This window comes from Pseudomonas sp. PICF6, from assembly GCF_009831705.1.
Classification (GTDB): domain Bacteria; phylum Pseudomonadota; class Gammaproteobacteria; order Pseudomonadales; family Pseudomonadaceae; genus Aquipseudomonas; species Aquipseudomonas rhizophila.
This window is the reverse complement of the sequence record NZ_WUUD01000033.1, coordinates 361,521-383,688: the sequence shown is the minus strand read 5'-3', so window position 1 is coordinate 383,688 and position 22,168 is coordinate 361,521. Positions and strand designations below refer to the sequence as shown.

The 22,168-nt window shown below is 60.8% G+C and carries 21 protein-coding genes; 5 read left to right on the top strand and 16 right to left on the bottom strand.

Annotated features, from left to right (window positions below; translation table 11 throughout):
* Positions 1 to 67: 67 nt before the first annotated feature.
* Positions 68 to 814, top strand: a complete 747-nt coding sequence (locus GSM73_RS24485) for an NRDE family protein (protein WP_160894066.1) — start codon at positions 68 to 70, stop codon at positions 812 to 814.
* 132 nt (positions 815 to 946) lie between these two features.
* On the opposite strand, the gene ptsP is transcribed toward GSM73_RS24485, so the two are convergent.
* Positions 947 to 3,226: a phosphoenolpyruvate--protein phosphotransferase gene (gene ptsP / locus GSM73_RS24480; protein WP_047226814.1), complete on the bottom strand. Its 2,280-nt coding sequence runs from the start codon at positions 3,224 to 3,226 to the stop codon at positions 947 to 949.
* 22 nt (positions 3,227 to 3,248) lie between these two features.
* Positions 3,249 to 3,728, bottom strand: coding sequence for an RNA pyrophosphohydrolase (locus GSM73_RS24475; protein ID WP_003186867.1), 480 nt, complete (start codon positions 3,726 to 3,728; stop codon positions 3,249 to 3,251).
* 143 nt (positions 3,729 to 3,871) lie between these two features.
* Between GSM73_RS24475 and GSM73_RS24470 the strand changes: the two genes are divergently transcribed.
* Positions 3,872 to 4,528, top strand: a complete 657-nt coding sequence (locus tag GSM73_RS24470) for an HAD family phosphatase (protein WP_160894064.1) — start codon at positions 3,872 to 3,874, stop codon at positions 4,526 to 4,528.
* Between the two features lie 103 nt (positions 4,529 to 4,631).
* On the opposite strand, the gene GSM73_RS24465 is transcribed toward GSM73_RS24470, so the two are convergent.
* Together GSM73_RS24465 and ilvA are read right to left on the bottom strand one after the other, a co-directional pair.
* Positions 4,632 to 5,057 carry a DUF2269 domain-containing protein gene (locus tag GSM73_RS24465; RefSeq protein ID WP_160894062.1) on the bottom strand — a complete coding sequence of 142 codons (426 nt, stop codon included), beginning with the start codon at positions 5,055 to 5,057 and terminating at the stop codon, positions 4,632 to 4,634.
* A 42-nt stretch (positions 5,058 to 5,099) separates the two neighbouring features.
* Positions 5,100 to 6,614: a threonine ammonia-lyase, biosynthetic gene (gene ilvA / locus GSM73_RS24460; protein WP_047226817.1), complete on the bottom strand. Its 1,515-nt coding sequence runs from the start codon at positions 6,612 to 6,614 to the stop codon at positions 5,100 to 5,102.
* Between the two features lie 137 nt (positions 6,615 to 6,751).
* Here ilvA and rpiA point away from each other — a divergent pair, with 137 nt between their 5' ends.
* Positions 6,752 to 7,426: a ribose-5-phosphate isomerase RpiA gene (gene rpiA / locus GSM73_RS24455; protein WP_160894060.1), complete on the top strand. Its 675-nt coding sequence runs from the start codon at positions 6,752 to 6,754 to the stop codon at positions 7,424 to 7,426.
* Positions 7,427 to 7,569: 143 nt separating this feature from the next.
* On the opposite strand, the gene GSM73_RS24450 is transcribed toward rpiA, so the two are convergent.
* From GSM73_RS24450 to GSM73_RS24435, 4 genes are all read right to left on the bottom strand, one after another.
* Positions 7,570 to 8,484, bottom strand: coding sequence for an SdiA-regulated domain-containing protein (locus tag GSM73_RS24450; protein WP_160894058.1), 915 nt, complete (start codon positions 8,482 to 8,484; stop codon positions 7,570 to 7,572).
* A 118-nt stretch (positions 8,485 to 8,602) separates the two neighbouring features.
* The gene (locus GSM73_RS24445) at positions 8,603 to 9,535 is read right to left on the bottom strand and encodes an SdiA-regulated domain-containing protein (protein WP_160894056.1); all 933 of its coding nucleotides are present in this window, start codon (positions 9,533 to 9,535) and stop codon (positions 8,603 to 8,605) included.
* Positions 9,536 to 9,698: 163 nt separating this feature from the next.
* Positions 9,699 to 10,364, bottom strand: coding sequence for a fumarylacetoacetate hydrolase family protein (locus tag GSM73_RS24440; RefSeq protein ID WP_047226821.1), 666 nt, complete (start codon positions 10,362 to 10,364; stop codon positions 9,699 to 9,701).
* A 41-nt stretch (positions 10,365 to 10,405) separates the two neighbouring features.
* A complete protein-coding gene (locus tag GSM73_RS24435) occupies positions 10,406 to 11,800 on the bottom strand; it encodes an FAD-binding oxidoreductase (protein ID WP_107323098.1) in 1,395 nt (464 codons plus the stop codon).
* Between the two features lie 205 nt (positions 11,801 to 12,005).
* Here GSM73_RS24435 and serA point away from each other — a divergent pair, with 205 nt between their 5' ends.
* Positions 12,006 to 13,235, top strand: a complete 1,230-nt coding sequence (serA, locus tag GSM73_RS24430; RefSeq protein ID WP_047226823.1) for a phosphoglycerate dehydrogenase — start codon at positions 12,006 to 12,008, stop codon at positions 13,233 to 13,235.
* A 110-nt stretch (positions 13,236 to 13,345) separates the two neighbouring features.
* On the opposite strand, the gene GSM73_RS24425 is transcribed toward serA, so the two are convergent.
* Positions 13,346 to 13,771: a DUF4399 domain-containing protein gene (locus GSM73_RS24425; protein WP_160894096.1), complete on the bottom strand. Its 426-nt coding sequence runs from the start codon at positions 13,769 to 13,771 to the stop codon at positions 13,346 to 13,348.
* A 133-nt stretch (positions 13,772 to 13,904) separates the two neighbouring features.
* On the opposite strand from GSM73_RS24425, the gene GSM73_RS24420 reads away from it, so the two are divergent.
* The gene (locus tag GSM73_RS24420) at positions 13,905 to 14,471 is read left to right on the top strand and encodes a transporter substrate-binding domain-containing protein (RefSeq protein ID WP_047226824.1); all 567 of its coding nucleotides are present in this window, start codon (positions 13,905 to 13,907) and stop codon (positions 14,469 to 14,471) included.
* 167 nt (positions 14,472 to 14,638) lie between these two features.
* Here the strand turns inward: GSM73_RS24420 and GSM73_RS24415 are convergent, their stop codons facing one another.
* From GSM73_RS24415 to GSM73_RS24385, 7 genes are all read right to left on the bottom strand, one after another.
* Positions 14,639 to 15,268: a bifunctional 2-polyprenyl-6-hydroxyphenol methylase/3-demethylubiquinol 3-O-methyltransferase UbiG gene (locus GSM73_RS24415; RefSeq protein ID WP_160894054.1), complete on the bottom strand. Its 630-nt coding sequence runs from the start codon at positions 15,266 to 15,268 to the stop codon at positions 14,639 to 14,641.
* A gap of 169 nt (positions 15,269 to 15,437) precedes the next feature.
* On the bottom strand, positions 15,438 to 16,082 hold the full coding sequence (locus GSM73_RS24410) for a methionine ABC transporter permease (RefSeq protein ID WP_160894052.1): 645 nt from the start codon (positions 16,080 to 16,082) through the stop codon (positions 15,438 to 15,440).
* Positions 16,072 to 17,196 (bottom strand): methionine ABC transporter ATP-binding protein, encoded by a 1,125-nt coding sequence (locus GSM73_RS24405; protein WP_160894050.1) that lies wholly within the window; start codon positions 17,194 to 17,196, stop codon positions 16,072 to 16,074. Before GSM73_RS24405 ends, GSM73_RS24410 begins: the two co-directional genes overlap by 11 nt.
* A 2-nt stretch (positions 17,197 to 17,198) precedes the next feature.
* The gene (locus GSM73_RS24400) at positions 17,199 to 18,008 is read right to left on the bottom strand and encodes a MetQ/NlpA family ABC transporter substrate-binding protein (protein WP_160894048.1); all 810 of its coding nucleotides are present in this window, start codon (positions 18,006 to 18,008) and stop codon (positions 17,199 to 17,201) included.
* Between the two features lie 146 nt (positions 18,009 to 18,154).
* Positions 18,155 to 19,513: an LLM class flavin-dependent oxidoreductase gene (locus GSM73_RS24395; protein ID WP_160894046.1), complete on the bottom strand. Its 1,359-nt coding sequence runs from the start codon at positions 19,511 to 19,513 to the stop codon at positions 18,155 to 18,157.
* Entirely contained in the window at positions 19,513 to 20,706 is a 1,194-nt protein-coding gene (locus GSM73_RS24390; RefSeq protein WP_076383271.1) for an SfnB family sulfur acquisition oxidoreductase, read from the bottom strand. The genes GSM73_RS24395 and GSM73_RS24390 overlap by 1 nt, the downstream gene beginning before the upstream one ends.
* 23 nt (positions 20,707 to 20,729) lie before the next feature.
* On the bottom strand, positions 20,730 to 21,971 hold the full coding sequence (locus tag GSM73_RS24385) for an SfnB family sulfur acquisition oxidoreductase (RefSeq protein ID WP_160894044.1): 1,242 nt from the start codon (positions 21,969 to 21,971) through the stop codon (positions 20,730 to 20,732).
* Positions 21,972 to 22,168 lie beyond the last annotated feature (197 nt).

The following is a 22,168-nucleotide window of genomic DNA, read 5'->3' as shown; positions in this document are numbered from 1 at the left end:
GGCGATGTCTGGGTAGAGTGAAACCCACAACAGCTGTGCTCGGCTTTATTTTTAATGGGACTATCTGATGTGCCTGATCGTATTTGCCTGGCGCCCCGGCCACGCCCGGCCGCTGATCGTGGCGGCCAACCGCGATGAGTTCTACGCGCGCCCGACCTTGCCCCTGGGGCAATGGCCTGACGCCCCTGATGTCCATGCCGGCCGCGATCTGGAAGCCGGGGGGACCTGGCTTGGCGTCGGCGCCGATGGCCGTTTCGCTGCCCTGACCAACATTCGCGACCCGGCCCAGCCGCCCGGCTTCAAGTCCCGTGGTGAACTGGTGGCGCGATTTTTGAGCGGAAATCTTTCAATTGCCGATTATTTGAGCGAAGTGGTGCCCCGTGCCGGTGAGTACGGCGGGTTCAACTTGCTGTTGGGCGATGGCACCGAACTGTGGCACCACAATGCCCGCGATGCCCGGCCACAGCGACTGGCCGAGGGTGTCTACGGTTTGTCGAACGCCGGGCTGAACACGCCATGGCCCAAGCTGCTCAAGGCCCGGGCGGCGCTGGTCGAGGTACTGGACGACCCGCAGCCCCAGGCCTTGTTGGCGCTGCTGAACGACCCGCAGCCGGCCCCGGTAGCCGAACTGCCGAACACCGGCGTAGGGCTGGCGACCGAGACACTGTTGTCGAGTGTGTTCATCGCCAGCCCTGCTTACGGGACGCGAGCGAGTACGGCGCTGATTGTCCATGCCGATGGGACGCGGCATCTGGTCGAGCGCAGTTATGGGCCGCTTGGGGGGCATTTGGGGGAGGTGGAGTTTAAGGTTTGATTTTGTGCTGTCATTTCTGGCCCCATCGCGAGCAGGCTCGCTCCCACAGTAGATCTTCAGTGAACACAAACGTTGTGAACAACCGAGATCCCCTGTGGGAGCGAGCCTGCTCGCGATGAGGTCGCTAAAGATTCAGAGCGTCTTGTTCGAAGCCGGATTGATCATCCGCGCCAACCCAAGGTTCTTCAGCGCCAGTTGCAAGGAGCTGTGGATCACCTGCGGATTATCGATCGTCATCACTTCGGCCAGCAGTTCCTGGGCCTTGCTGAGGTTGATCTGACGCAGCATCCATTTCACTTTCGGCAGGTTGGTGGCGTTCATCGACAGGCTGTCAAAGCCCATCGCCATCAGCAGCACCGCCGCCGCCGGGTCCCCGGCCATTTCACCGCAGATGCTCACTGGCTTGCCTTCGGCATGGGCGTCGCGGACCACATTCTGCAGGGCTTGCAGCACCGCTGGGTGCAGATAGTCGTACAGGTCGGCGACCCGCGGGTTGTTGCGGTCCACGGCCAGCAAATACTGGGTCAGGTCGTTGGAACCGACCGACAGGAAGTCAACCTGGCGCGCCAGTTCCTTGGTCTGGTACACCGCCGCCGGAATCTCGATCATCACCCCCACCGGTGGCATCGGCACGTCGGTGCCTTCATCGCGCACTTCGCCCCACGCCCGGTGGATCAGGTGCAAGGCTTCTTCCAGCTCATGGGTGCCGGAAATCATCGGCAACAGGATGCGCAGGTTGTTCAGACCCTCGCTGGCCTTGAGCATGGCGCGGGCCTGGACCAGGAAGATTTCCGGATGGTCGAGCGTCACGCGTATCCCGCGCCAGCCAAGGAAGGGGTTGTCTTCCTTGATGGGGAAGTAGGACAGGGATTTGTCCCCGCCGATGTCCAGGCTGCGCATGGTCACCGGTTGCGGATGGAAAGCGGCCAACTGTTCGCGATAGATCGCCAGCTGTTCCTTTTCGCTGGGGAAGCGCTGGTTGATCATGAAGGGCACTTCGGTGCGGTACAGGCCCACACCCTCGGCGCCGCGCTTCTGCGCCCGGGCAACATCGGCCAGCAGCCCGGTGTTGACCCACAGCGGCATGCGGTGGCCGTCGAGCGTCACGCAAGGCAGGTCCCGCAGCGCATCCAGGCCCAGGGACAGTTGCTTTTCTTCCTCCACCACATCGGCAAACTGCTTGCGCAGCAATTCGGTGGGGTTGGTGTAGACCTCGCCGTGGTAGCCATCGACGATCATCTGGATGCCGTCGACCTTTGAATACGGCAGGTCCACCACGCCCATGACCGTCGGAATGCCCATGGCGCGGGCCAGGATCGCGACGTGGGAGTTGCCCGAACCCAATACCGAGACCAGCCCCGCGAGCTTGCCTTCAGGCACCTCGCCGAGCATGGCCGGGGTCAGTTCTTCGCTGATCAGGATGGTGTTATCGGGATAGACCAGGGTCTGCTGGCGTTCCTGTTGCAAGTAGGCCAGCAGCCGGCGGCCGAGGTCCTTGACGTCGGAGGCACGCTCGCGCAGGTAGGCGTCGTCCATCAGTTCGAAACGGTTGACGTGGTCGGTCACCACCTGGCGCAACGCACCCTGGGCCCACTGACCGGTCTTGATGACCGTGGTCACCTCGCTGCCCAGGGAGGCGTCGTCGAGCATCATCAGGTAAACGTCGAACAGCGCGCGCTCTTCGGGGCGCAGTTGCGTCGCCAGTTTCGCCGACAGGGCGCGCATGTCGGCCCGTACGCCCTCGATGGCCGTCTTGAACAGGCCCAATTCGGCGGGGATGTCGACGATGGTCTTGTCCGGCACTACGTCGAGGTCGGCGGGTGGCAACATGACCACCGCCGTACCCACTGCCGCGCCGGGTGAACCTGGCACGCCGACGAACTTGGCTTCCTGGATGCCCTTGCCCTGGCGGCCCAGGCCGCTGATCGACCCGGTGGCTTCGGCGTGGGCGATAACCCCGGCCAATTGCGCGCTCATGGTCACGAGGAAGGCTTCTTCACCTTCGTCGAACTGGCGACGCTCCTTCTGCTGGATGACCAACACGCCGACGACACGGCGGTGGTGGATGATCGGCGCCCCGAGGAACGAGGCGTAGCGTTCTTCGCCGGTCTCGGCAAAATAACGATAGCGCGGGTGATCCGCGGCATTTTCGAGGTTCAGCGGTTCTTCGCGCGTGCCGACCAAGCCGACCAGACCTTCATTGGGCGCCATGCTGACCTTGCCGATCGAGCGCTTGTTCAAGCCCTCGGTGGCCATCAGCACAAAACGGTTGGTCTCGGGGTCCAGCAGATAGACCGAGCAGACTTGGCTGCCCATGGCCTCTTTGACGCGCAATACAATAATCCCCAACGCCGCCTTGAGATCCTTGGCGGAGTTAACTTCCTGGACGATCTTGCGCAGCGTATTGAGCATGGCTCGGGGTCGAACTCCGTCGTCAGTCGCGCGTCAGCAGGCGCGGGGCAAGCTCTTTGAGGGCGCGTCGGTATACCTCGCGCTTGAATGTCACCACCTGGCCCAACGGATACCAATAGCTGACCCAGCGCCAGCCATCGAACTCCGGTTTACCGGTCAAATCCATCCGCACCCGCTGCTCGTTGGAGATCAGGCGCAGGAGAAACCATTTCTGCTTCTGGCCGATGCACAGCGGTTGGCTATGCGTTCTGACCAGGCGTTGCGGCAAACGATAGCGCAACCAGCCCCGGGTGCAGGCGAGTATTTCGACATCTTCTCGCTCAAGCCCCACTTCTTCGTTCAACTCGCGGTACAAGGCCTCTTCGGGCGTCTCCTGAGGGTTGATCCCACCCTGGGGAAACTGCCAGGCGTCTTGATTGATACGGCGAGCCCATAGCACCTGCCCTGCATCATTCGTAAGAATGATCCCCACATTGGGTCGGAAACCATCGGGATCGATCACGGCAACAACCTCGCAAACGCATGTCGCCGCATTGTTCCACAAAGGTTGTGAAAGCAGCAACGAGCCTTCCTACCTTATGTGCACTCTTGTGAAAAGTCCGTATTCTGGACGCCTTTCTTCAGATTCTTCAGCGAGTAACTGCAATGCGGCTGGCTTTATTCGACTTGGACAACACCTTGCTGGGCGGCGACAGTGACCACGCCTGGGGCGATTACCTGTGTGAGCGCGGTTTCCTCGACGCCGTTACGTACAAGGCGCGCAATGACGAGTTCTATCAGGATTACCTGGCCGGCAAGCTCGACAACGCCGAGTACCTGAATTTTTGCCTGGAAATCCTTGGCCGCACGGAGATGGAGGTGCTGGCACAGTGGCATCTGGACTACATGCGCGACTGCATCGAACCGATTGTGTTGCCCCAGGCGATCGAGCTGTTGAGTAAACACCGTGAGGCCGGTGACAAGCTGGTGATCATCACCGCTACCAATCGCTTCGTCACCGCACCGATCGCCGAGCGCTTGGGAGTCGAGACCCTGATCGCCACCGAGTGCGAAATGATCGACGGGCGCTACAGCGGGCGCAGTACCGATATTCCGTGTTTTCGTGAGGGCAAGGTGGTGCGGCTCAATCGTTGGCTGGAGGAGACCGGCCATTCGCTGGACGGCAGTTACTTTTATAGCGACTCGATGAATGACCTGTCGCTGCTGGAAGTGGTGACCCATCCGGTGGCCGTGGATCCGGACCCGAACCTCAGGGCCGAAGCCCAGAAGCGGGGTTGGCCGGTGATTTCGTTGCGCGGCTGATATCTTCATCGCGAGCAGGCTCGCTCCCACACTGGATGTGCATCGTTCACAAACCCCTGTGGGAGCGAGCCTGCTCGCGATAGGGTCGACGCGGTCTAACGCCTTAAACCGGCTTGGCCCCCATCAACCCCGCAATGGCGACAAAGCAGACAAAACTGAACAGCGCCAAGGCAAAGGTAAATTTCCCGCTCCCTCCCGGCGCCTTGCGCAGTTTGTTCAACCGTACCAACAGCCAGAACCCCGCCAGCGCCGCCACGGTGTAGAGCACACTGGAAGCCAGCAACCAAGTCTGCCCCAGTGGCCAGCCGATCTGATGCACCATCCACCACCCCGTGAACGGCAGGCTCACCAGCGCCAGGACCATCACCAGCCAGACAAACACCCGCGGGCGTTGCAATGTGCGCGCGGCCGCCGTGGCATCGCCGTTGCGGCGCGTCCTCCAGACCCAGATGGCCAGCCCCAGGGCACCCGCCAAGAGCAATACTGTGGCGACGACATGAGCGATCTTCAGCGCGGTTAACGTTTCCATCGTTGGATTTCCTTGAGTCTTGCCGGGCAGTCTAGCTCTGCTTTAGCCCAGGAACAGCTGATACGCCGGGTTATCGCTTTCATCCCAGTACGGATAGCCGATTTCTTCCAGGGCTGCCGGTACCAGATGACGTTCATCGTGCGGTACTTGCAGGCCCGCAACCACACGACCATCCGCCGCACCATGGTTGCGGTAGTGGAACATCGAGATATTCCAGCGTCCGCCCAGCTTGTTGAGGAAGTTGAACAACGCCCCCGGACGTTCCGGGAATTCGAAGCGCAGCACGACCTCGTCGATGACGTGGGCCGCATGCCCGCCCACCATGTGGCGAATGTGCAGTTTGGCCAGTTCGTTGTCGGTCAGGTCCACCACCGGGAAGCCTTGCTCGGTCAGGCTGGCGATCAGCGCGCTGCGCGGGTCGTTTTCCGGGTGCGTCTGCACGCCCACGAAGATGTGCGCTTCGCTGCCCGTATTGTAGCGATAGTTGAATTCGGTGATCTGGCGCTTGCCGACGGCTTCGCAGAAGGCCTTGAAGCTGCCTGGCTTCTCGGGAATGGTCACTGCGATGATCGCCTCGCGGCCTTCGCCCAGCTCGGCACGCTCGGCCACGTGACGCAGACGGTCGAAATTGACGTTGGCGCCGGAGTCGATGGCCACCAGGGTCTGCCCGCTGACGCCGCGCGATTCCACATACTTCTTGATCCCGGCCACGCCCAAGGCGCCGGCAGGTTCGGTGATCGAGCGGGTATCGTCGTAGATATCCTTGATGGCCGCACAGATCTCGTCGGTACTGACGGTGATGACTTCATCCACGTAGTGCTTGCAGATGTCGAACGTGTGCTGGCCGATCTGCGCCACGGCAACGCCGTCGGCAAAGAGCCCCACGGTCGGCAGCACCACTCGCTCGCCAGCGGCCAGGGCGGCTTGCAGGCAATTGGAATCGTCCGGCTCGACGCCGATCACCTTGATGTCAGGCCGCAGGTATTTCACGTAGGCCGCGATCCCGGCGATCAGCCCGCCGCCGCCCACCGGGACGAAAATCGCATCCAGACGCCCCGGATGTTGGCGCAGGATCTCCATCGCCACCGTGCCCTGCCCGGCAATGGTGTGGGGATCGTCATAGGGGTGAATGTAGACGTAGCCCTTTTCGTCGACCAGTTTCAGCGAATAGGCCAGGGCTTCGGGGAACGAATCACCGTGCAACACCACTTTGCCGCCTCGGGAACGTACGCCTTCGACTTTGATTTCCGGAGTGGTCTTGGGCATCACGATGGTGGCTTTGACGCCCAGCACCTTGGCCGCCAGGGCCAGGCCCTGGGCGTGGTTGCCCGCCGAAGCCGTGACCACGCCGCGTGCGCGCTCTTCGTCGCTGAGCTGGGTCAGCTTGTTGTAGGCGCCGCGAATCTTGAACGAGAACACCGGCTGCAAGTCTTCGCGCTTGAGCCAGATGTTGTTGCCCAGCCGCTCGGAGAGCTGGCGGGCAGTCTGCAATGGGGTTTCCACGGCAACGTCGTAAACGCGCGAGGTGAGGATCTTTTTGACGTACTGTTCAAGCATCGGAAAGCATCACTGAGCGGGTTGGGCAGGGCCAAGGAGTCTAACCCGGCTTTTGGCTGGGCGACCACACGAATCCCAAGGTTTTGTTGGGTTATACTCGCGTCCCTCTTTACTCCCCGTCCGCTTTCGGAGCCCGCATGACCCAGGATCAACTCAAACAGGCCGTGGCCCAGGCCGCTGTCGACCTCATCCTCCCGAAACTGGATGACAAGAGCATCGTTGGGGTCGGCACCGGCTCGACGGCCAATTGCTTCATCGACGCTCTGGCGCAGCACAGAGGTGCGTTCGACGGCGCGGTCGCCAGCTCCGAAGCCACCGCCGCGCGCCTGAAGGGCCACGGGATTCCGGTCTATGAGCTCAATACCGTGAGCGACCTGGAGTTCTATATCGACGGCGCCGATGAAAGCGACGCGCACCTGAACCTGATCAAGGGCGGCGGCGCGGCCCTGACCCGCGAGAAGATTGTCGCGGCCGTGGCCAAGACCTTCATCTGCATCGCCGACGCCAGCAAACTGGTGCCAGTCCTCGGCGCGTTCCCGCTGCCGGTGGAAGTCATCCCGATGGCCCGCAGCCATGTGGCCCGCCAACTGGTGAAACTGGGCGGTGACCCGGTGTACCGCGAAGGCGTGCTGACCGATAACGGCAACATCATCCTGGATGTCCATAACCTGCAGATCACCAACCCGGTGGAACTGGAAAGCCAGATCAACGCCATCGTCGGTGTGGTCACCAATGGCTTGTTCGCGGCTCGCCCGGCGGATGTGTTGTTGCTGGGGACGCCTGAAGGGGTGAAGACCCTGCGGGCTGAGTAAGCCGGCCAGATAACCTGCTCTTTCAGTGATTCAGCCCCTGTGGGAGCGAGCCTGCTCGCGATAGCGGTCTACCCGACACATCCATGTTGGCTGACGCACCGCCATCGCGAGCAGGCTCGCTCCCACATCAGGTTTTTTGGGGATCAAGGCTGCGGTTTCTTGAAAACGTAGAACAGGTTCGGTTCGCTCACCACATACAAGTTGCCATCATCGTCCATGGCAACGCCCTCGGCCTGAGGGACGGTTTTTTGCAGCCCTTGACGGCCCTTGCTCAACGACAGCGTGCTCAACGGGCGGCCGTCGATGTCCAGCTCGATAATCAATCGCGACTCATCGGACAGCGCCAGTAAATGGCCGCTGCGCTCGTCGTATTGCAGGCTAGAAAGATCGCGTACGAACAGTCCGGCATCGCGCTTGGGGTTGTTGATTACATGGACAGCGTAGGATTTGTCCGGTTTGTGATGGGGAAAGCCCCGCACTTCATAAATCAGCATCGGATCGCGCTCCTTGGCCACGAACAACCGTTTGCCCACTGAGTCGTAGGCCAACCCTTCAAACCCTTTGTTACCGTTCAGGTGCAGGCCAAGCGTCATTTGCTCTGCGTCGGCGCCGTCGAGGAATTGGGTATCGTCGTCCAAGTGAATCTTGATCAGCCGCTGCTGACGCTCGTCGGTGATGACGTAAATGTCCTCGCTGATGAACTCCACCGCCTCCGGGTCGCCGAAGCCAATCAGGGCGATGCGCCTAAGAATCTTGCCGTCCAATGACAGCTCGATCAGTTCGGCATTCTTGTTGGTAACGGTAAAGAGGCTCTTGCGGATCGGATCGTACGTCAGCGCCGAAACGTCATTGTCCAGGCCTTCAATCACCCGCGCCTCGACCGTCACCCGATAGTGGTCCAGGGCAATGGCCTGTTCGCTGGGGGGCTGCCAGAGAGTGTTGAAGTTGAACCAGGCGCGCTCGAACAGGCGCAGGTATTGAGCTGCTGCGATCAAAGCGATCAGTACGATCATGATCAGCAGCAGGATCAAGGGCTTCGGGCGGGCAAGTCGACGCATGTGGGTGGGCTCGGATGAGAACAGGTGGTTGGAAATACCACGGCTGCCTGAACTGAAGCTTAATGGCCGGATGCCACACCCTACGGCGAAGGATGAATTACCTTACAGAGTTGCGCTATCAGCGTTGTTTTTCGAAACGATAGAACAGGTTCGGCTCGCTGACCATGTACAGGTTGCCGGACTCATCGAGGGCTACGCCTTCTGCGCGGGGGATCGTATCTTTGATGCCGTTGAAACCGCCCAGCAAGGTCATGAAGCTGACCTGTTCCCCTGCATCGTCCAGCTCCAGCAACAGATGGGAGTCGGCCGACAGCAGCAGCGAGTGCCCCGTGCGAGGATCGATCGCCAGCGCCGACAGGTTGCGCAGGTCCAGCTCGTCGCTGGCATGGATCTGTTTGTCGCCCTTGAGCAGTTGGCTGCCGTCGCTTTTCCAGGTGAACAACGCTGGCGGACGCTCTTCACCCAAGGTCAGTTGCTGGTTGCGTGGATCCCAGGCGATGCCTTCGAAGCCTTTGTTCTGGTTCTTGGACGGGCCGAGATCGTAGTGGGGGAAGTCCGTGCTGTTCAGTTCGCGAGTATCGGCATCGACCTGGATGATCGACAGCGTGTGTTTTCGTTCATCGGTAATGGCCATCAGGCCATTCTCCATGTAGGCCACGCCTTCAGGATTGCTCCAGCCCACCAACGGCATTTTGCGCAGCACGTCACCCTGCAGGGTGAGTTCCACCAGAAACGGATGCTTACCCATGATCGCGAACAGGGTTTTGGTCTGTGGGTTATAGGTCAGGTCGGACGCTTCATCCTCTTCCATTCCTGGCAGGACCTTGGCGTCAATCACGGCGTGGTAGTCCGGCAGCCAGATGCTTTCCTGGCGCTGGGCGGAGTTCTCGAAGCGTTCCGATGCCCAAAGCAGGGCCCGGTCATCCCAGTGCATGGTATACGCCAGCCAGTAAAAGGCCCCGGCTGCTAACAGCGACCAGGCATACCAGGGCAGCGAGAAGCGAGCGCGGCGGACGGGGCTGGAGGAGGGCCGAGCTAGAGGAGTGGCCATCAGGGGATGTGTTCCAGGTATTCGGGTTAGGAAAATGAATGGCTCAGACGCCGTATTCCCTGGAATTATCCGGATGGCATGTGAAAAAAATGGTAAATGGCGAGAGCCGTCCATCCATGTGGACACGAGCCGGCTCGCGCCCACGCGGGACAGCGCCTTGCGGTTAACGAACGCTGCTTTCGAAACGGCTCGCGCCTGGCAATTCCAGTACCAGTTCATCCCCGACGTTCAACGGTCCCACGCCCGCCGGAGTGCCAGTGAGGATCACGTCGCCGGCCTGCAATGAGAAGCAGCCAGCCATGTATTGGATCATCGGCACGATGGGGTTGAGCATCAGGCTGCTGTTGCCGTCCTGGCGCACTTCACCGTTGATGGTCAGGCGAACCGGGATGTCGGTCAGGTCGGCAAAGGTGCCGCTGGACACGAAAGGTGCGAGCACCGCCGCACCGTCGAAGGATTTGGCGACTTCCCAGGGCAAGCCCTTGGCCTTGAGCTCGGCTTGCTTGTCCCGCAGGGTCAGATCCAGGGCCGGGGCGAAGCCGGAGATGGCATCCAGCACTTCCTCGGCACTGGGCCGGGTCGACAGTGGCTTGCCGATCAGCACGGCAATTTCAGCTTCGTAGTGCACCGCACCACGGTCGGCGGGGATGCTGAAACCGCCTTCCAGCGGCACCGCGCAGCTGCCGGGCTTGATGAACAGCAGGGGTTCGGTAGGTACCGGGTTATCCAGTTCCTTGGCGTGTTCGGCGTAGTTGCGGCCAATGCACACGATTTTTCCCACCGGGAAATGAATACGGGTACCGTCGACATACTGGTGCTGATAGCTCATTACCGACTCCTGCTTCTGGGATTCATCAGGTATTTTTTGCATTAAACCGCGAAAATCTTGCCCGGGTTCATGATGCCGTTCGGGTCGAACACTGCCTTGACGGCCTTCATGTATTCAATTTCTACCGGCGAGCGACTGTAGGTCAGGTAATCGCGTTTGGTCATGCCTACGCCGTGTTCGGCGGAGATCGAGCCGTTGTATTTCTCGACGGTTTCAAAGACCCATTTGTTCACGGTCGCGCACTTGGCGAAGAATTCGTCCTTGCTCAGGTTCTCTGGCTTGAGGATGTTCAAGTGCAAGTTGCCGTCGCCGATGTGGCCAAACCAGACGATCTCGAAATCCGGGTAATGTTGGCCGACGATAGTGTCGATGTCGCGCAAGAAGCCCGGGACTTTCGAAACGGTGACCGAGATGTCGTTCTTGTACGGTGTCCAGTGGGAGATGGTTTCCGAGATGTACTCGCGCAACTTCCACAGGTTTTGCAGTTGGGTTTCGCTTTGGCTCATCACCCCATCGAGCACCCAGCCCTGTTCGACACAGTGTTCGAACGTTTCCAGGGCGTGGTTGGCGACTTCTTCGGTGGTGGCTTCGAACTCCAGCAGGGCGTAGAAGGGGCACTCGGTTTCGAATGGCGCCGGTACGTCGCCCCGATCCAGGACCTTGGCCAGGGCCTTGTCGGAGAAGAATTCGAACGCCGTCAGGTCCAGCTTGCCCTGGAAGGCATGCAGTACGGGCATGATCGAATCAAAATCGGCGGTGCCCAGGACCATGGCGGTGAGGTTCTTCGGAGCCCGGTCCAGGCGCATGGTGGCTTCGACCACGAACCCGAGGGTGCCTTCGGCGCCGATGAACAACTGCCGCAGATCGTAGCCAGTGGCGTTCTTGATCAGGTCCTTGTTCAGTTCCAGCAGGTCACCTTTACCGGTGACGACTTTCATGCCGGCTACCCAGTTGCGGGTCATGCCATAACGAATGACCTTGATTCCGCCGGCATTGGTGCCGATGTTGCCGCCAATCTGACTGGAACCGGCCGAGGCGAAGTCCACTGGGTAGTACAGACCGTGCTCTTCAGCCTTGTTCTGCAGTTGTTCAGTGACCACACCTGGCTGGCAGACGGCTGTGCGATCGGTGAGGTTCACGTCGAGAATCTGGTTCATGTAGTCGAATGACACGACCACTTCGCCGTTGGCCGCCACGGCCGCGGCGGAAAGCCCGGTACGCCCGCCCGATGGCACCAGCGCGACCTTGTGCTCATTGGCCCAGCGCACAATGGCCTGAACCTGTTCGGTGGTCTTGGGGAAGACGATGGCGCTCGGCGCCGGGGCGAAGTGCTTGGTCCAATCCTTGCCATAAGCGTTCAGGGAGTCGGCATCGGTCAAGACTTTGCCAGGCTCAACCAGGGTCTTCAGCTCATCTATCACGGCAGGATTGGTCATCGACAGAACTCTCGAACAATTCATGGTCATCCTGAGAACGCTTCACGTCGCAGGAATGAGTGTTTAGCGGGGTGCGTATGCTAGCATACCGACCCCGCAGCGTAGTGCCCATTGGCTGTTCTGCGGCGACGGCTGTCATGCCGGTCGGACCAGCATGCGCTGTCCGATTCCCTGCCATTTTTCTCCGGGACACAGGTTTACGCAGATGAGCAAGACTTCTCTCGATAAGAGCAAGATCAAGTTCCTTCTTCTCGAAGGCGTCCACCAATCGGCTGTCGACGTCCTCAAGTCGGCGGGCTACACCAGCATCGAGTACATCACCAGTTCTCTGCCGGAAGCCCAGCTCAAGGAAAAGATCGCCGATGCTCACTTCATCGGTATTCGCTCCCGTACCCAATTGACCGAAGAGATCTTCGACCACGCCAAGAAACTGGTGGCGGTCGGCTGCTTCTGCATCGGCACCAATCAGGTGGACCTCAATGCGGCGCGCGAGCGCGGTATCGCGGTGTTCAACGCGCCATACTCCAACACCCGTTCCGTTGCTGAACTGGTGCTGGCCGAAGCGATCCTGCTGCTGCGCGGCATTCCCGAGAAGAACGCTTCCTGCCACCGTGGCGGCTGGATCAAGAGCGCGGCCAACTCCTTCGAAATCCGTGGCAAGAAGCTGGGTATCGTCGGTTACGGCTCGATCGGCACGCAGTTGTCGGTGCTGGCTGAAGGCCTTGGCATGCAGGTGTTTTTCTACGACACCGTGACCAAGCTGCCGCTGGGCAATGCCACTCAGGTCAACGACCTGCACGAGCTGTTGGGCATGTCCGACATCGTGACGCTGCACGTTCCGGAAACCGCCGCCACCCAGTGGATGATTGGCGAGAAGGAAATCCGTGCCATCAAGAAAGGCGGGATCCTGATCAACGCCGCTCGTGGCACCGTGGTCAAGCTCGACGCCCTGGCCGAAGCGATCAAGGACAAACACCTGATCGGCGCCGCCATCGACGTATTCCCGGTGGAGCCGCGCTCCAACGACGATATCTTCGAAAGCCCGCTGCGCGGCCTGGACAACGTGATCCTGACCCCGCACATCGGCGGTTCTACTGCCGAAGCCCAAGCCAACATCGGCCTGGAAGTGGCGGAAAAGCTGGTCAAGTACAGCGACAACGGTACTTCGGTATCGTCCGTGAACTTCCCGGAAGTGGCCCTGCCGGCTCACCCTGGCAAGCACCGCCTGCTGCACATCCACGAGAACATCCCGGGTGTGATGAGCGAGATCAACAAGGTCTTCGCCGAAAACGGCATCAACATTTCCGGTCAGTTCCTGCAGACCAACGAGAAAGTCGGCTACGTCGTGATCGACGTCGATGCCGAATACTCCGATCTGGCGCAAGAGAAACTGCAGCACATCAACGGCACTATTCGTAGCCGGGTGTTGTTCTAAGCAGACCTGGCGTGCAACAAAAAAACGGGAGCCTCGCAGGGGGCTCCCGTTTTTTTCTGTCGAACACATAACCTGTGGGAGGGTTTTGTGTTGTGTCGACCTGTGCCGGTTTATTTCACGTTTACCGTGATCTTCTCGGACACGATCGTCGGATCGAACGGCATATGGCCGCTGTCGCCCAGTATCAGCTGCAAGGTGTGCTTGCCCGGTGCCAGTTTGATCGTAGCCTCGGTTTGCGCCTTGCCGAAATGCATGTGGTTGGCATCGGTGGGAATCGGCGCGCCCGCGGCAGGCAGTTTGTCGACATCAATCAGCAAATGATGGTGCCCGGTATTTTGGGTTACATCACCCGCCGGGGCCAGCGCGATGTTCTTGACGCCGAACTTGACCTTGAACTCCTGGCCAACGGTGGCACCGTCTTCCGGGGAAACGATGAATACCTCTGCACCCTTGGGAGCAGGGGTTGCGGCGGATGCCAGCATCGAAGCTCCCAGCAACAGGCCGGCCAAGGCGGCACGTGACATAAAGCTTTTCATTTTTTTCTCCAGTTTTTCCATGAAATCCGCGTGGTCATGACAACTTCATGACCATTCGTTGTCGAAGCCTGCAACAACCATAGCAAAGCGAACCTGAAACGAGCGTCGCTTGTAACAATACAAAGGAGTGACCATGCGTTTTCTGCCTGGGCTGATCTGCCTGCTACCCCTCTTGAGCCCTCTGGCCCATGCCGAACTGATCGACGACATCAACGACCGTGGCGAATTGCGCATCGCTCTGGAAGCCAACACCAGCCCTTTCAACTTCAAGGAAGACGGCAAGCTCACCGGCTTCGAAGTGGAACTGGGTCAGATGCTGGCCGGCGAGCTCGATGTTCGCGCCGACTTTGTGGTCACCGATGCCAGCGATCTGCTGGCCGGTGTGGAAAGCGGCAAATACGATGTCGCCATCAACCACATAGCAATGACCCCGGAACTGGCCGAACGTTTCGACACAAGCACCGCTTATAGCCAACCGGATGCGCAACTGTTGGCGCGCAAGGACGACTCGCAACGCCCGATGGTCATGGCACAGTCGTTCCAGCCGGAAGAAAAGAGCGGCCCGCCGCCGAGCCTGGTGATTCCGTTCCAGAAGGGCAATCCGGCGTTCAAGGCCAGCCTGGACAACGCTTTGGCGCGTATCAAGGACGACGGGCGGCTTGAGCAGTTGTCACAGAAGTGGTTGGTCAAGCAGGAGTAACAGCGGTGGACTGGGCGACGGCGGTGTGTCAGTCGACATCAATGTTGCTGATCCGGCCGTCATCGCGAGCAAGCTCGCTCCCACATTTGGATCATTGATGGTTCGCCATTTATGTTCGCAGTTGACCCGTGTGGGAGCGAGCTTGCTCGCGATGGCGCCCTCAAGTCCTAAGCAGGTCTACGCCAGACACTTGCCAACCAAGGCTGCTGCTCTCGCGGCAGCCCAGCCGGTCGGTAGTAATGCTCAAGCTCTACAAAGCCCGCTTCTGTGAGCAAGGTGCGCCATGCCGCAAGGTCGTGATACGCGCCGAAGCGCTGGCCGCTCCAGCCTTCCTGGTTTTCGCCCCGGGGGTTGGAACTGAACAGCACGCCGCCGGGCTTGAGGGTGGCGTGCAATTGCTTGAGCACCCGTGGCAGTTCCTGGACGGGGACATGAAACAGCACCGCGTTGGCGAAAATCCCGTCAAAGCGTTCGACCGGCAGGTCGAGTTCCAGGAAGTCCTGCTGCCACACCTCACAACCGCTGTCCTGGCGCGCCATCCGGGCAAATTCCTCTGAACCGTCGAGGCCGACCGCGACATGGCCCATGGCCGTGAATGTGCGCAGGTCGCGCCCCGGGCCGCAGCCGAAATCCAGGATGTGCAGCGGTGCCTGGCCCTGGATATGGCGCAGTAGGGCGTCGATGTTCTGGCTGACATCGTGGTCGCGGGTGCCGTCGCGAAAGCTCTCTGCCACGGCGTTGTAATGGCCCAGGGTCGTGGCGGTGATGGCGTGCAGGTCGTCGGTGGTGTGTTTCATGGGTGTGGGTTTGGGTGAGGAGTGTCAGCCGACTATACCGCAAGCCCGCTGATCTGCCTGTGGGAGCAAAGCTTGCTCGCGACTGCAGTCGTCCAGTTGGTATCCATGTTGGATGGAATACTGCTATCGCGAGCAAACTTTGCTCCCACAGGTCAACTGCTCCCATAGGTCAGCGTTTATTCAAGCCGCGCGCCAGGCGGTCACCACCCAATTGGATCACGGCGACCAATGCCACCAGCAACACGATCACCGTGAGTATGATCTGGCTGTCGAAACGTTGGTAGCCGTAGCGGTAGGCGATGTCGCCCAGGCCGCCGGCGCCGATCGCTCCGGCCATGGCCGAGGAGTTGATCATGGTCACCAAGGTGATGGTAAAACCGCCAACGATGCCCGGCAGGGCTTCGGGCAGCAGCACATGCCAGACAATGTGCCAGCGTCGGCAACCCATAGCCTGGGCCGCTTCGATCAGGCCATGGTCGACCTCGCGCAGGCTGACTTCGGCGATACGGGCAAAGAACGGTGTGGCGGCGATGGTCAGCGGTACAACCGCGGCCCACACGCCATAGGTGGTGCCGACGATCAGCCGGGTGAACGGGATCAACGCCACCATCAGAATCAGGAACGGTATCGAGCGGAACAGGTTCACGAACGCGCCCAGGGCCCGGTTCAAGGCTGGCGCTTCATAAATTCCACCCTTGCCGCTCGTGACCAGGATCACCGCCAGCGGTATGCCCGCCAGCAACGCAATCAACGATGACACGCCAACCATCAGGAACGTGTCGATAAAACCCTGCAACAACCGGTCAAACCACATAACCCAGCACCTCTACCCGTTGTGCCCAATTGCCCGCCCGTTGACGCAATTCCTCGGCGCCCCATGACGAACCGCTCACGGCCAGCAGCAATTGCCCCAGCCCGTGGCCCTGAATGCGCTCGATGCCGCCGTGCAGCAGCCGCACCCGTCCACCGAGGGCACTGAACAAGGCGGCGAGATCCGGTTCTTCTCGATCTATGCCGCTGAATTGCAGGCGCAGCACGGTAGCCGCATCCGCCGATGCCGGCTGCCCCTGCAAGCGACTTTGCAGCTCTTGCGGTATGGCGTGTTGCAACGGCGCCAGCAGCGTCCGACTGACCTCGTGTTGCGGGTTGCCGAATACTTCCCAGACCGGGCCCTGCTCGACCATGCGTCCTTGCTCGAGCACCACCACCCGGTCGCAGACTTCACGGATCACCGCCATCTCGTGGGTGATCAACACGATGGTCAGGCCCAGTCGCTGATTGATCTCGCGTAGCAAACCGAGGATCGATTGGGTGGTCTCCGGGTCAAGGGCCGATGTGGCTTCATCGCACAACAGGATCTGCGGGTCATGGACCAGCGCCCGGGCAATCCCCACCCGCTGCTTCTGACCGCCCGAAAGTTGCGCCGGATAGGCCTTGTGCTTGTCTTGCAGGCCGACCAGCTCCAGCAGCTCGCGGACTTTGCGCTGGCGCTGTTCCTTCGGCACGCCGGCGACTTTCAGCGGCAGCTCAACGTTCTGCCACACGGTCTTGGCCGACATCAGGTTGAAGTGCTGGAAGATCATGCCGATGCGCCGGCGCAATTCCACCAGGCGGTCCTCATCGAACTCGCCGATGTCTATCTGATCAATCAACACCCTGCCGCTGGTGGGTTGTTCGAGGCGGTTGATGGTGCGGATCAGCGACGACTTGCCGGCGCCGCTGCGGCCGATGATGCCGAACACCTCGCCGCGCTGGATCGCCAGGTCGATCCCTTGCAGCGCGGCCACCGGACCCTGGGCACCGTTGTAGGTCTTGCCCAGGCCGATGAAGCGCACAAGGGCGCGGTTCAACTCCGGATGCAGCTCGGTCTGGTCGGCGCTTTGGGGCGTGGGAGCTTCGTGTCTGAGTCGAGCATTGACGGCGTTCATGGTCAGCCTTCCCATCCGGCCTGGTAGAGCTTGCCATGGGCCTTGTCCAGGGCAGCGCGCACGACAGGTGAGTGCTGATAGATGTCGACGAATTTGATCAGCCTTGGGTCGGTTTTGCTCTTGGGTTGGATCACGAACTGGATGACGTACTCCTTGTGATCGAGGCCGTCGAACAGCAAGGCAGACGTGGCGTCGAAGGTCTTCGCCAAGCGGATGTAGGCGGGATAGCCCTGTACCAAGTCGGCGTCGTCATAGGCGCGCACCAGTTGCACGGCTTCGACTTGCAGGATTTTGATTTTTTTCGGGTTGGCGACGATATCGTCTTCGGTGGCCTTGTAACCCACTCCCGGCTTGAGGGTGATCAGCCCGGCTTTGGCCAGCAGTTGCAGGCCGCGACCGCTGTTGATCGGGTCGTTGGCAATGGCGACGCTCGCGCCTTCGGGCAGCTCGTCGAAGTTTTTGTATTTTTTCGAATAGAGCCCGACGTTGTTGATGATCCCCGGCGCAAAGGGCACCAGGTCGAACCCGGCGGCGGCCTTGGCATTTTCCAGGAACGGAATGTGCTGGAAGTAATTCACGTCGATATCACCGGAGGCCAGGCTGACGTTGGGCGCGATCCAGTCGCTGAACTCCACCAACTCGACCTTCAAGCCTTGCTTGCCGGCTTCTTCTACGGCGGCTTCCAGGGGAATGGCAAACGCGGCGGTGGTGCCGATCTTCAACGGTGCGTCGGCGGCAAACAGCGTCGAGCTGAACAGGCCGAGGGCCAGGGCCAGTGCTTTGACTGGCAGGGTCAGGAGTTGCTTGGTCATGTCGGATATTCCAGTCATTAATGGGCGGTGCATATTTTTTGTGGCGAACAGAGCTCTGTGGGAGCAAGGCTTGCCCGCGATGAAGTTGATGCGGTCTCTCAAAAACCGAGGTGTCTGCATCTCGAGCAAGCTTTGCTCCCACAGGGTCAGTGTCGGTAGGTCGAACCGGTGTGTCGTTCGGGCAAATGGGCCTCTGCGTGAAACAGCTTTTCGCGCAGGGTGCCGTTGTCGTATTCGGTCTTGTACGAACCGCGTCGCTGCAACTCGGGGATCACCAGGTCGATGAAGTCCACGTAGCTTTGCGGCGTGACGATGCGGGTCAGGTTGAAGCCGTCGAGGCCGGTTTCGGCGATCCACGCCTCCAGTTCATCGGCCACCTGTTCGGGCGAGCCGATCAGGGTGATGTAGCGACCGCCCAGGGCGTGTTGGTCCAGCAATTTGCGCCGGGTCCAGTCGTTGTTCTGCAGGATCTTGGTGGCAGACTGGATGGCGTTGCTCTTCACGTACTGGATCGGTTCGTCCAGTTCGTACGCGGAAAAATCGATTCCTGTCGAGGCGGAAAAATGCGCCACCCCGGCTTCGGCGCTGGCGTAGCTCAGGTACTCGGCATGCTTGGCCCAGGCGGCCGCTTCGGTCTCGCCGACGATCACGTTAAGGCCCATGAACACTTTGATGTCCCCGGGGTTTCGTCCGGCCCGGGCGGCGCTGGCGCGAACCTTGTCCACCTGGGCCTTGGTCGCGGGTTTGTTCTGGCCGCTGATGAACACGCACTCGGCATGCCGCCCGGCAAACAGCAGGCCGCGCTCGGAACTACCGGCCTGGAACAGCACCGGCGTGCGCTGGGGCGAGGGTTCGCAGAGGTGATAGCCCTCGACCTGGTAGAACTCGCCCTGGTGCCGAACCTTGTGCACTTTCTCCGGCCGGGCATAGATCCGCTGCTCGCGGTCGTTGAGCACCGCGTCGTTTTCCCAACTGCCTTCCCACAATTTGTAGAGCACTTGCAGGTATTCATCGGCCTGGTCGTAGCGGCGGTCATGCTCGACCTGCGCGGTAAGCCCCATGGCTTTGGCGGCGCTGTCCAGATAGCCGGTGACGATGTTCCAGCCGACCCGGCCGCGACTCAGATGGTCGAGGGTGCTCATGCGTCGGGCAAACAGGTAGGGTGGTTCGTAGGTCAGGTTGGCGGTGAGCCCGAAGCCGAGGTTTTTCGTCACGGCGGCCATCGCCGAGACCAGCAGCAACGGGTCGTTGACCGGCAGTTGGATCGACTCCTTGAGCGTGACGTCCACCGACTGTTGGTACACGTCGTAGACCCCGACGATGTCGGCGATGAACAGCCCGTCGAACAATCCACGCTCGAGCAACTGCGCCAGGGCGGTCCAGTATTCAATCGTGTTGTACTGGGTCGAGGTGTCCTGGGGATGAGCCCACAAACCATGGTTGATGTGCCCGATGCAGTTCATGTTGAACGCGTTGAGCAGGATCTTTTTCCTGTCGGCCGCCATCAGATAGTCCCCCGCAGCGGCGGTTTTTCATCGTTGAGGTAGAAGTTGCCCACCGCGTGGTATTTCCAGCGCACCGGGTCATGCAGGGTGTGCACCCGGGCGTTGCGCCAGTGGCGGTCGAGGCCATGTTCGGCCAGGGTCGCCTGGCTGCCGGCCAATTCGAACAGGGTGCTGCCGGCGGCCAGGGAAATCTCGGTGCTGATGGCGCGGGCTTCGGCTACGGCAATCGAGGCGGCGGCGACCGTGTCGGCCTGGGTGTCGGCCTGGGCCCGGTCGAGAAACTCACCGGCACGTTCCAGCAGGGCTTCGGCGGCGTGCAGGCGGATGCTCAGTTGGCCGAAACTCTTGAGGGTGTGCGGGTCTTCGGTGGCGACGTCGCTGGTGGCGTCGATCCAGGGCCGGGTTTTGCTGCGGACAAAATGCAGGGCGTCCTCATAGGCGGCGCGAGCGATGCCGGTGTCGATGGCGGCGTGAAGAATCTGCGCCAGTGGCCCCACCGGCGTCGGGCGTTCGAAGGCGCTATGGAAGGGCACGACGTCTTCGGCGGTGACATAAACGTCCTCGAACACCACCGATCCACTGCCGGTGGTGCGCTGGCCGAAACCGCTCCAGTCGTCGATCACCGTCAGGCCTCGGCTGTTGCGCGGGACGAATGCCAGTTGTTGCACGCCGTTTTCATCCACCACCGACGTGGGGATGCGCTGGGCGTAGATCGCCCCCGTGGCGTAGAACTTGCGACCGCTGATGCGGTAGCCCTCACCGTCGCGGCGCAGTTGCGTGATGCGGTCGTGGGCGGTCTTGGTGCCGAGCTCCGCCAATGCATTGCCAAAACGTTGGCCGGCCAGGACTTCGGCATACAGGCGTTGTTTTTGCGCTTGGCTGCCGTTTACCCGTAGCACTTCCAGGGCGTAGAAATGATTTTGCGGAATCTGCCCCAGCGAGCCGTCGGCCTGAGCAATCAGCGCGATGACTTTGGCCAGGGTGACGTTGGACACACCGGCGCCGCCATAGGCCTTGGGCACGCTGATGCCCCACAGGCCAGAGCGGGAGAAGGCCTCCAGTTCCGGGTACGGCAAGCGGCGCTCACGGTCGCGCAGGGCGCTGTCGCGCTTGAAGTCATCGGCCAGGTCGCTGGCCACGATCAGGGCTTGTTCATCGCTGGTGATCACCGCGACGTGTTGAGAAAACGTCATGTACTGCTCCAGAGGTCGGGTCGTCAGATCCAGGAATGCCGGGCCGGCAAGGTGCCGTTCAGGTGGTAGGCGCCTACCGCGTGATACTTCCAGCGCACCGGGTCGTGCAGGGTATGGACCCGTGCGTTGCGCCAGTGGCGGTCGAGATTGAATTCGGCGAGGGTGGCGCGGCTGCCGGCCAGTTCGAACAGTTTTTCGCTGGCTTGCAGGGCGATCTCGGTGGTGAGCACCTTGGCCTCGGCCACGGCAATCGAGGCGCGGGCAGCCGATTGCGCGGTGATGGGCGCGGCGCTGACCTGGTCCAGCACTTGTCCGGCCTTGCGCAACAACGCTTCGGCGGCGTGCAGTTCGATTTTCAGCTTGCCGATGTCGGCGATCACATAGAGGTCGTCACTGGCCCGGTCGACCTTGGCATCGATCCAGGGCCGGGCTCGTTCTCGGACGAAGGCGATGGCATCGTCGATGGCGCCACGGGCGATGCCTGCATCGATGGCGGCTTGGATCAGTTGGGAAATCGCGCCTTGCACGCCGGGCGTTTCGTTGATGCGCCAGTTCTCCAGCACCAAGTCGGCATCCACTCGCACATTGTTCAGCAACACGGTGCCGCTGGCCGTGGTGCGCTGGCCGAACCCTGACCAGTCGTCGACGATCCGCAGGCCCGGGGTGCCGCGCCGCACGAACGCCAGCACCTGCCGACCCTCGTCATTCAGCGCCTTGACCGCGACCCAGTGGGCAAACAGCGCGCCGGTGGAATAGAACTTCTGACCATTGATGACAAACCCGTCACCGTCAGCGGTGATCCGGGCCTTGAGTTCAAGGGTATTGCGAGTGCCACGTTCCGGCCCTGCGTTGCCGATGCGCCAGCCTTCGAGCACGCTCTGCAGCAGGATTTTTTTCTGCCGTTCGGTGCCGGTGCCGAGAATCAGTTGGAGTACGCCGAATTGGTTTTGCGGGATCTGCCCGAGGGCCGGGTCAGCGGCGGAAATGATCGCGAACACCTCGGCCAGGGTGACGAAAGAAACCTGCGGGCCGCCGTATGCCCGGGGAATGGCGATGCTGCCCAGTCCGCTACGGGTGAATTGCTCGATTTCTGCCCAGGGTAGCTTGCGTTGCTGGTCACGACGCGCGGCCTGCTGACGGGCGACCTGCGCCAGTTCATGGGCGGCTTTGATGGCCTCGGCATCGTTGCGCAACACCTGTGCGGGCAACAGCTGCGGTGCGATGTCCAGGTCGCTCTGGATCTTTGCTTGCGCCAAATCCGACATTACAGCCACTCCGTGGCTGCAGGCAGTGCTCTGGCATACTGCGCTGGGGTGATTGTGTTCCGTTCCATACCCACCTCACATCTCAAGAAACGCCGCGATGAATGCGGCGAGCGAAAATCAAGAATGTCCGGTGGTCCGGTTTATATACCCTAAACGTGTGTAATTTATTTTTGAACTAACTTTTAGGAATAACAATA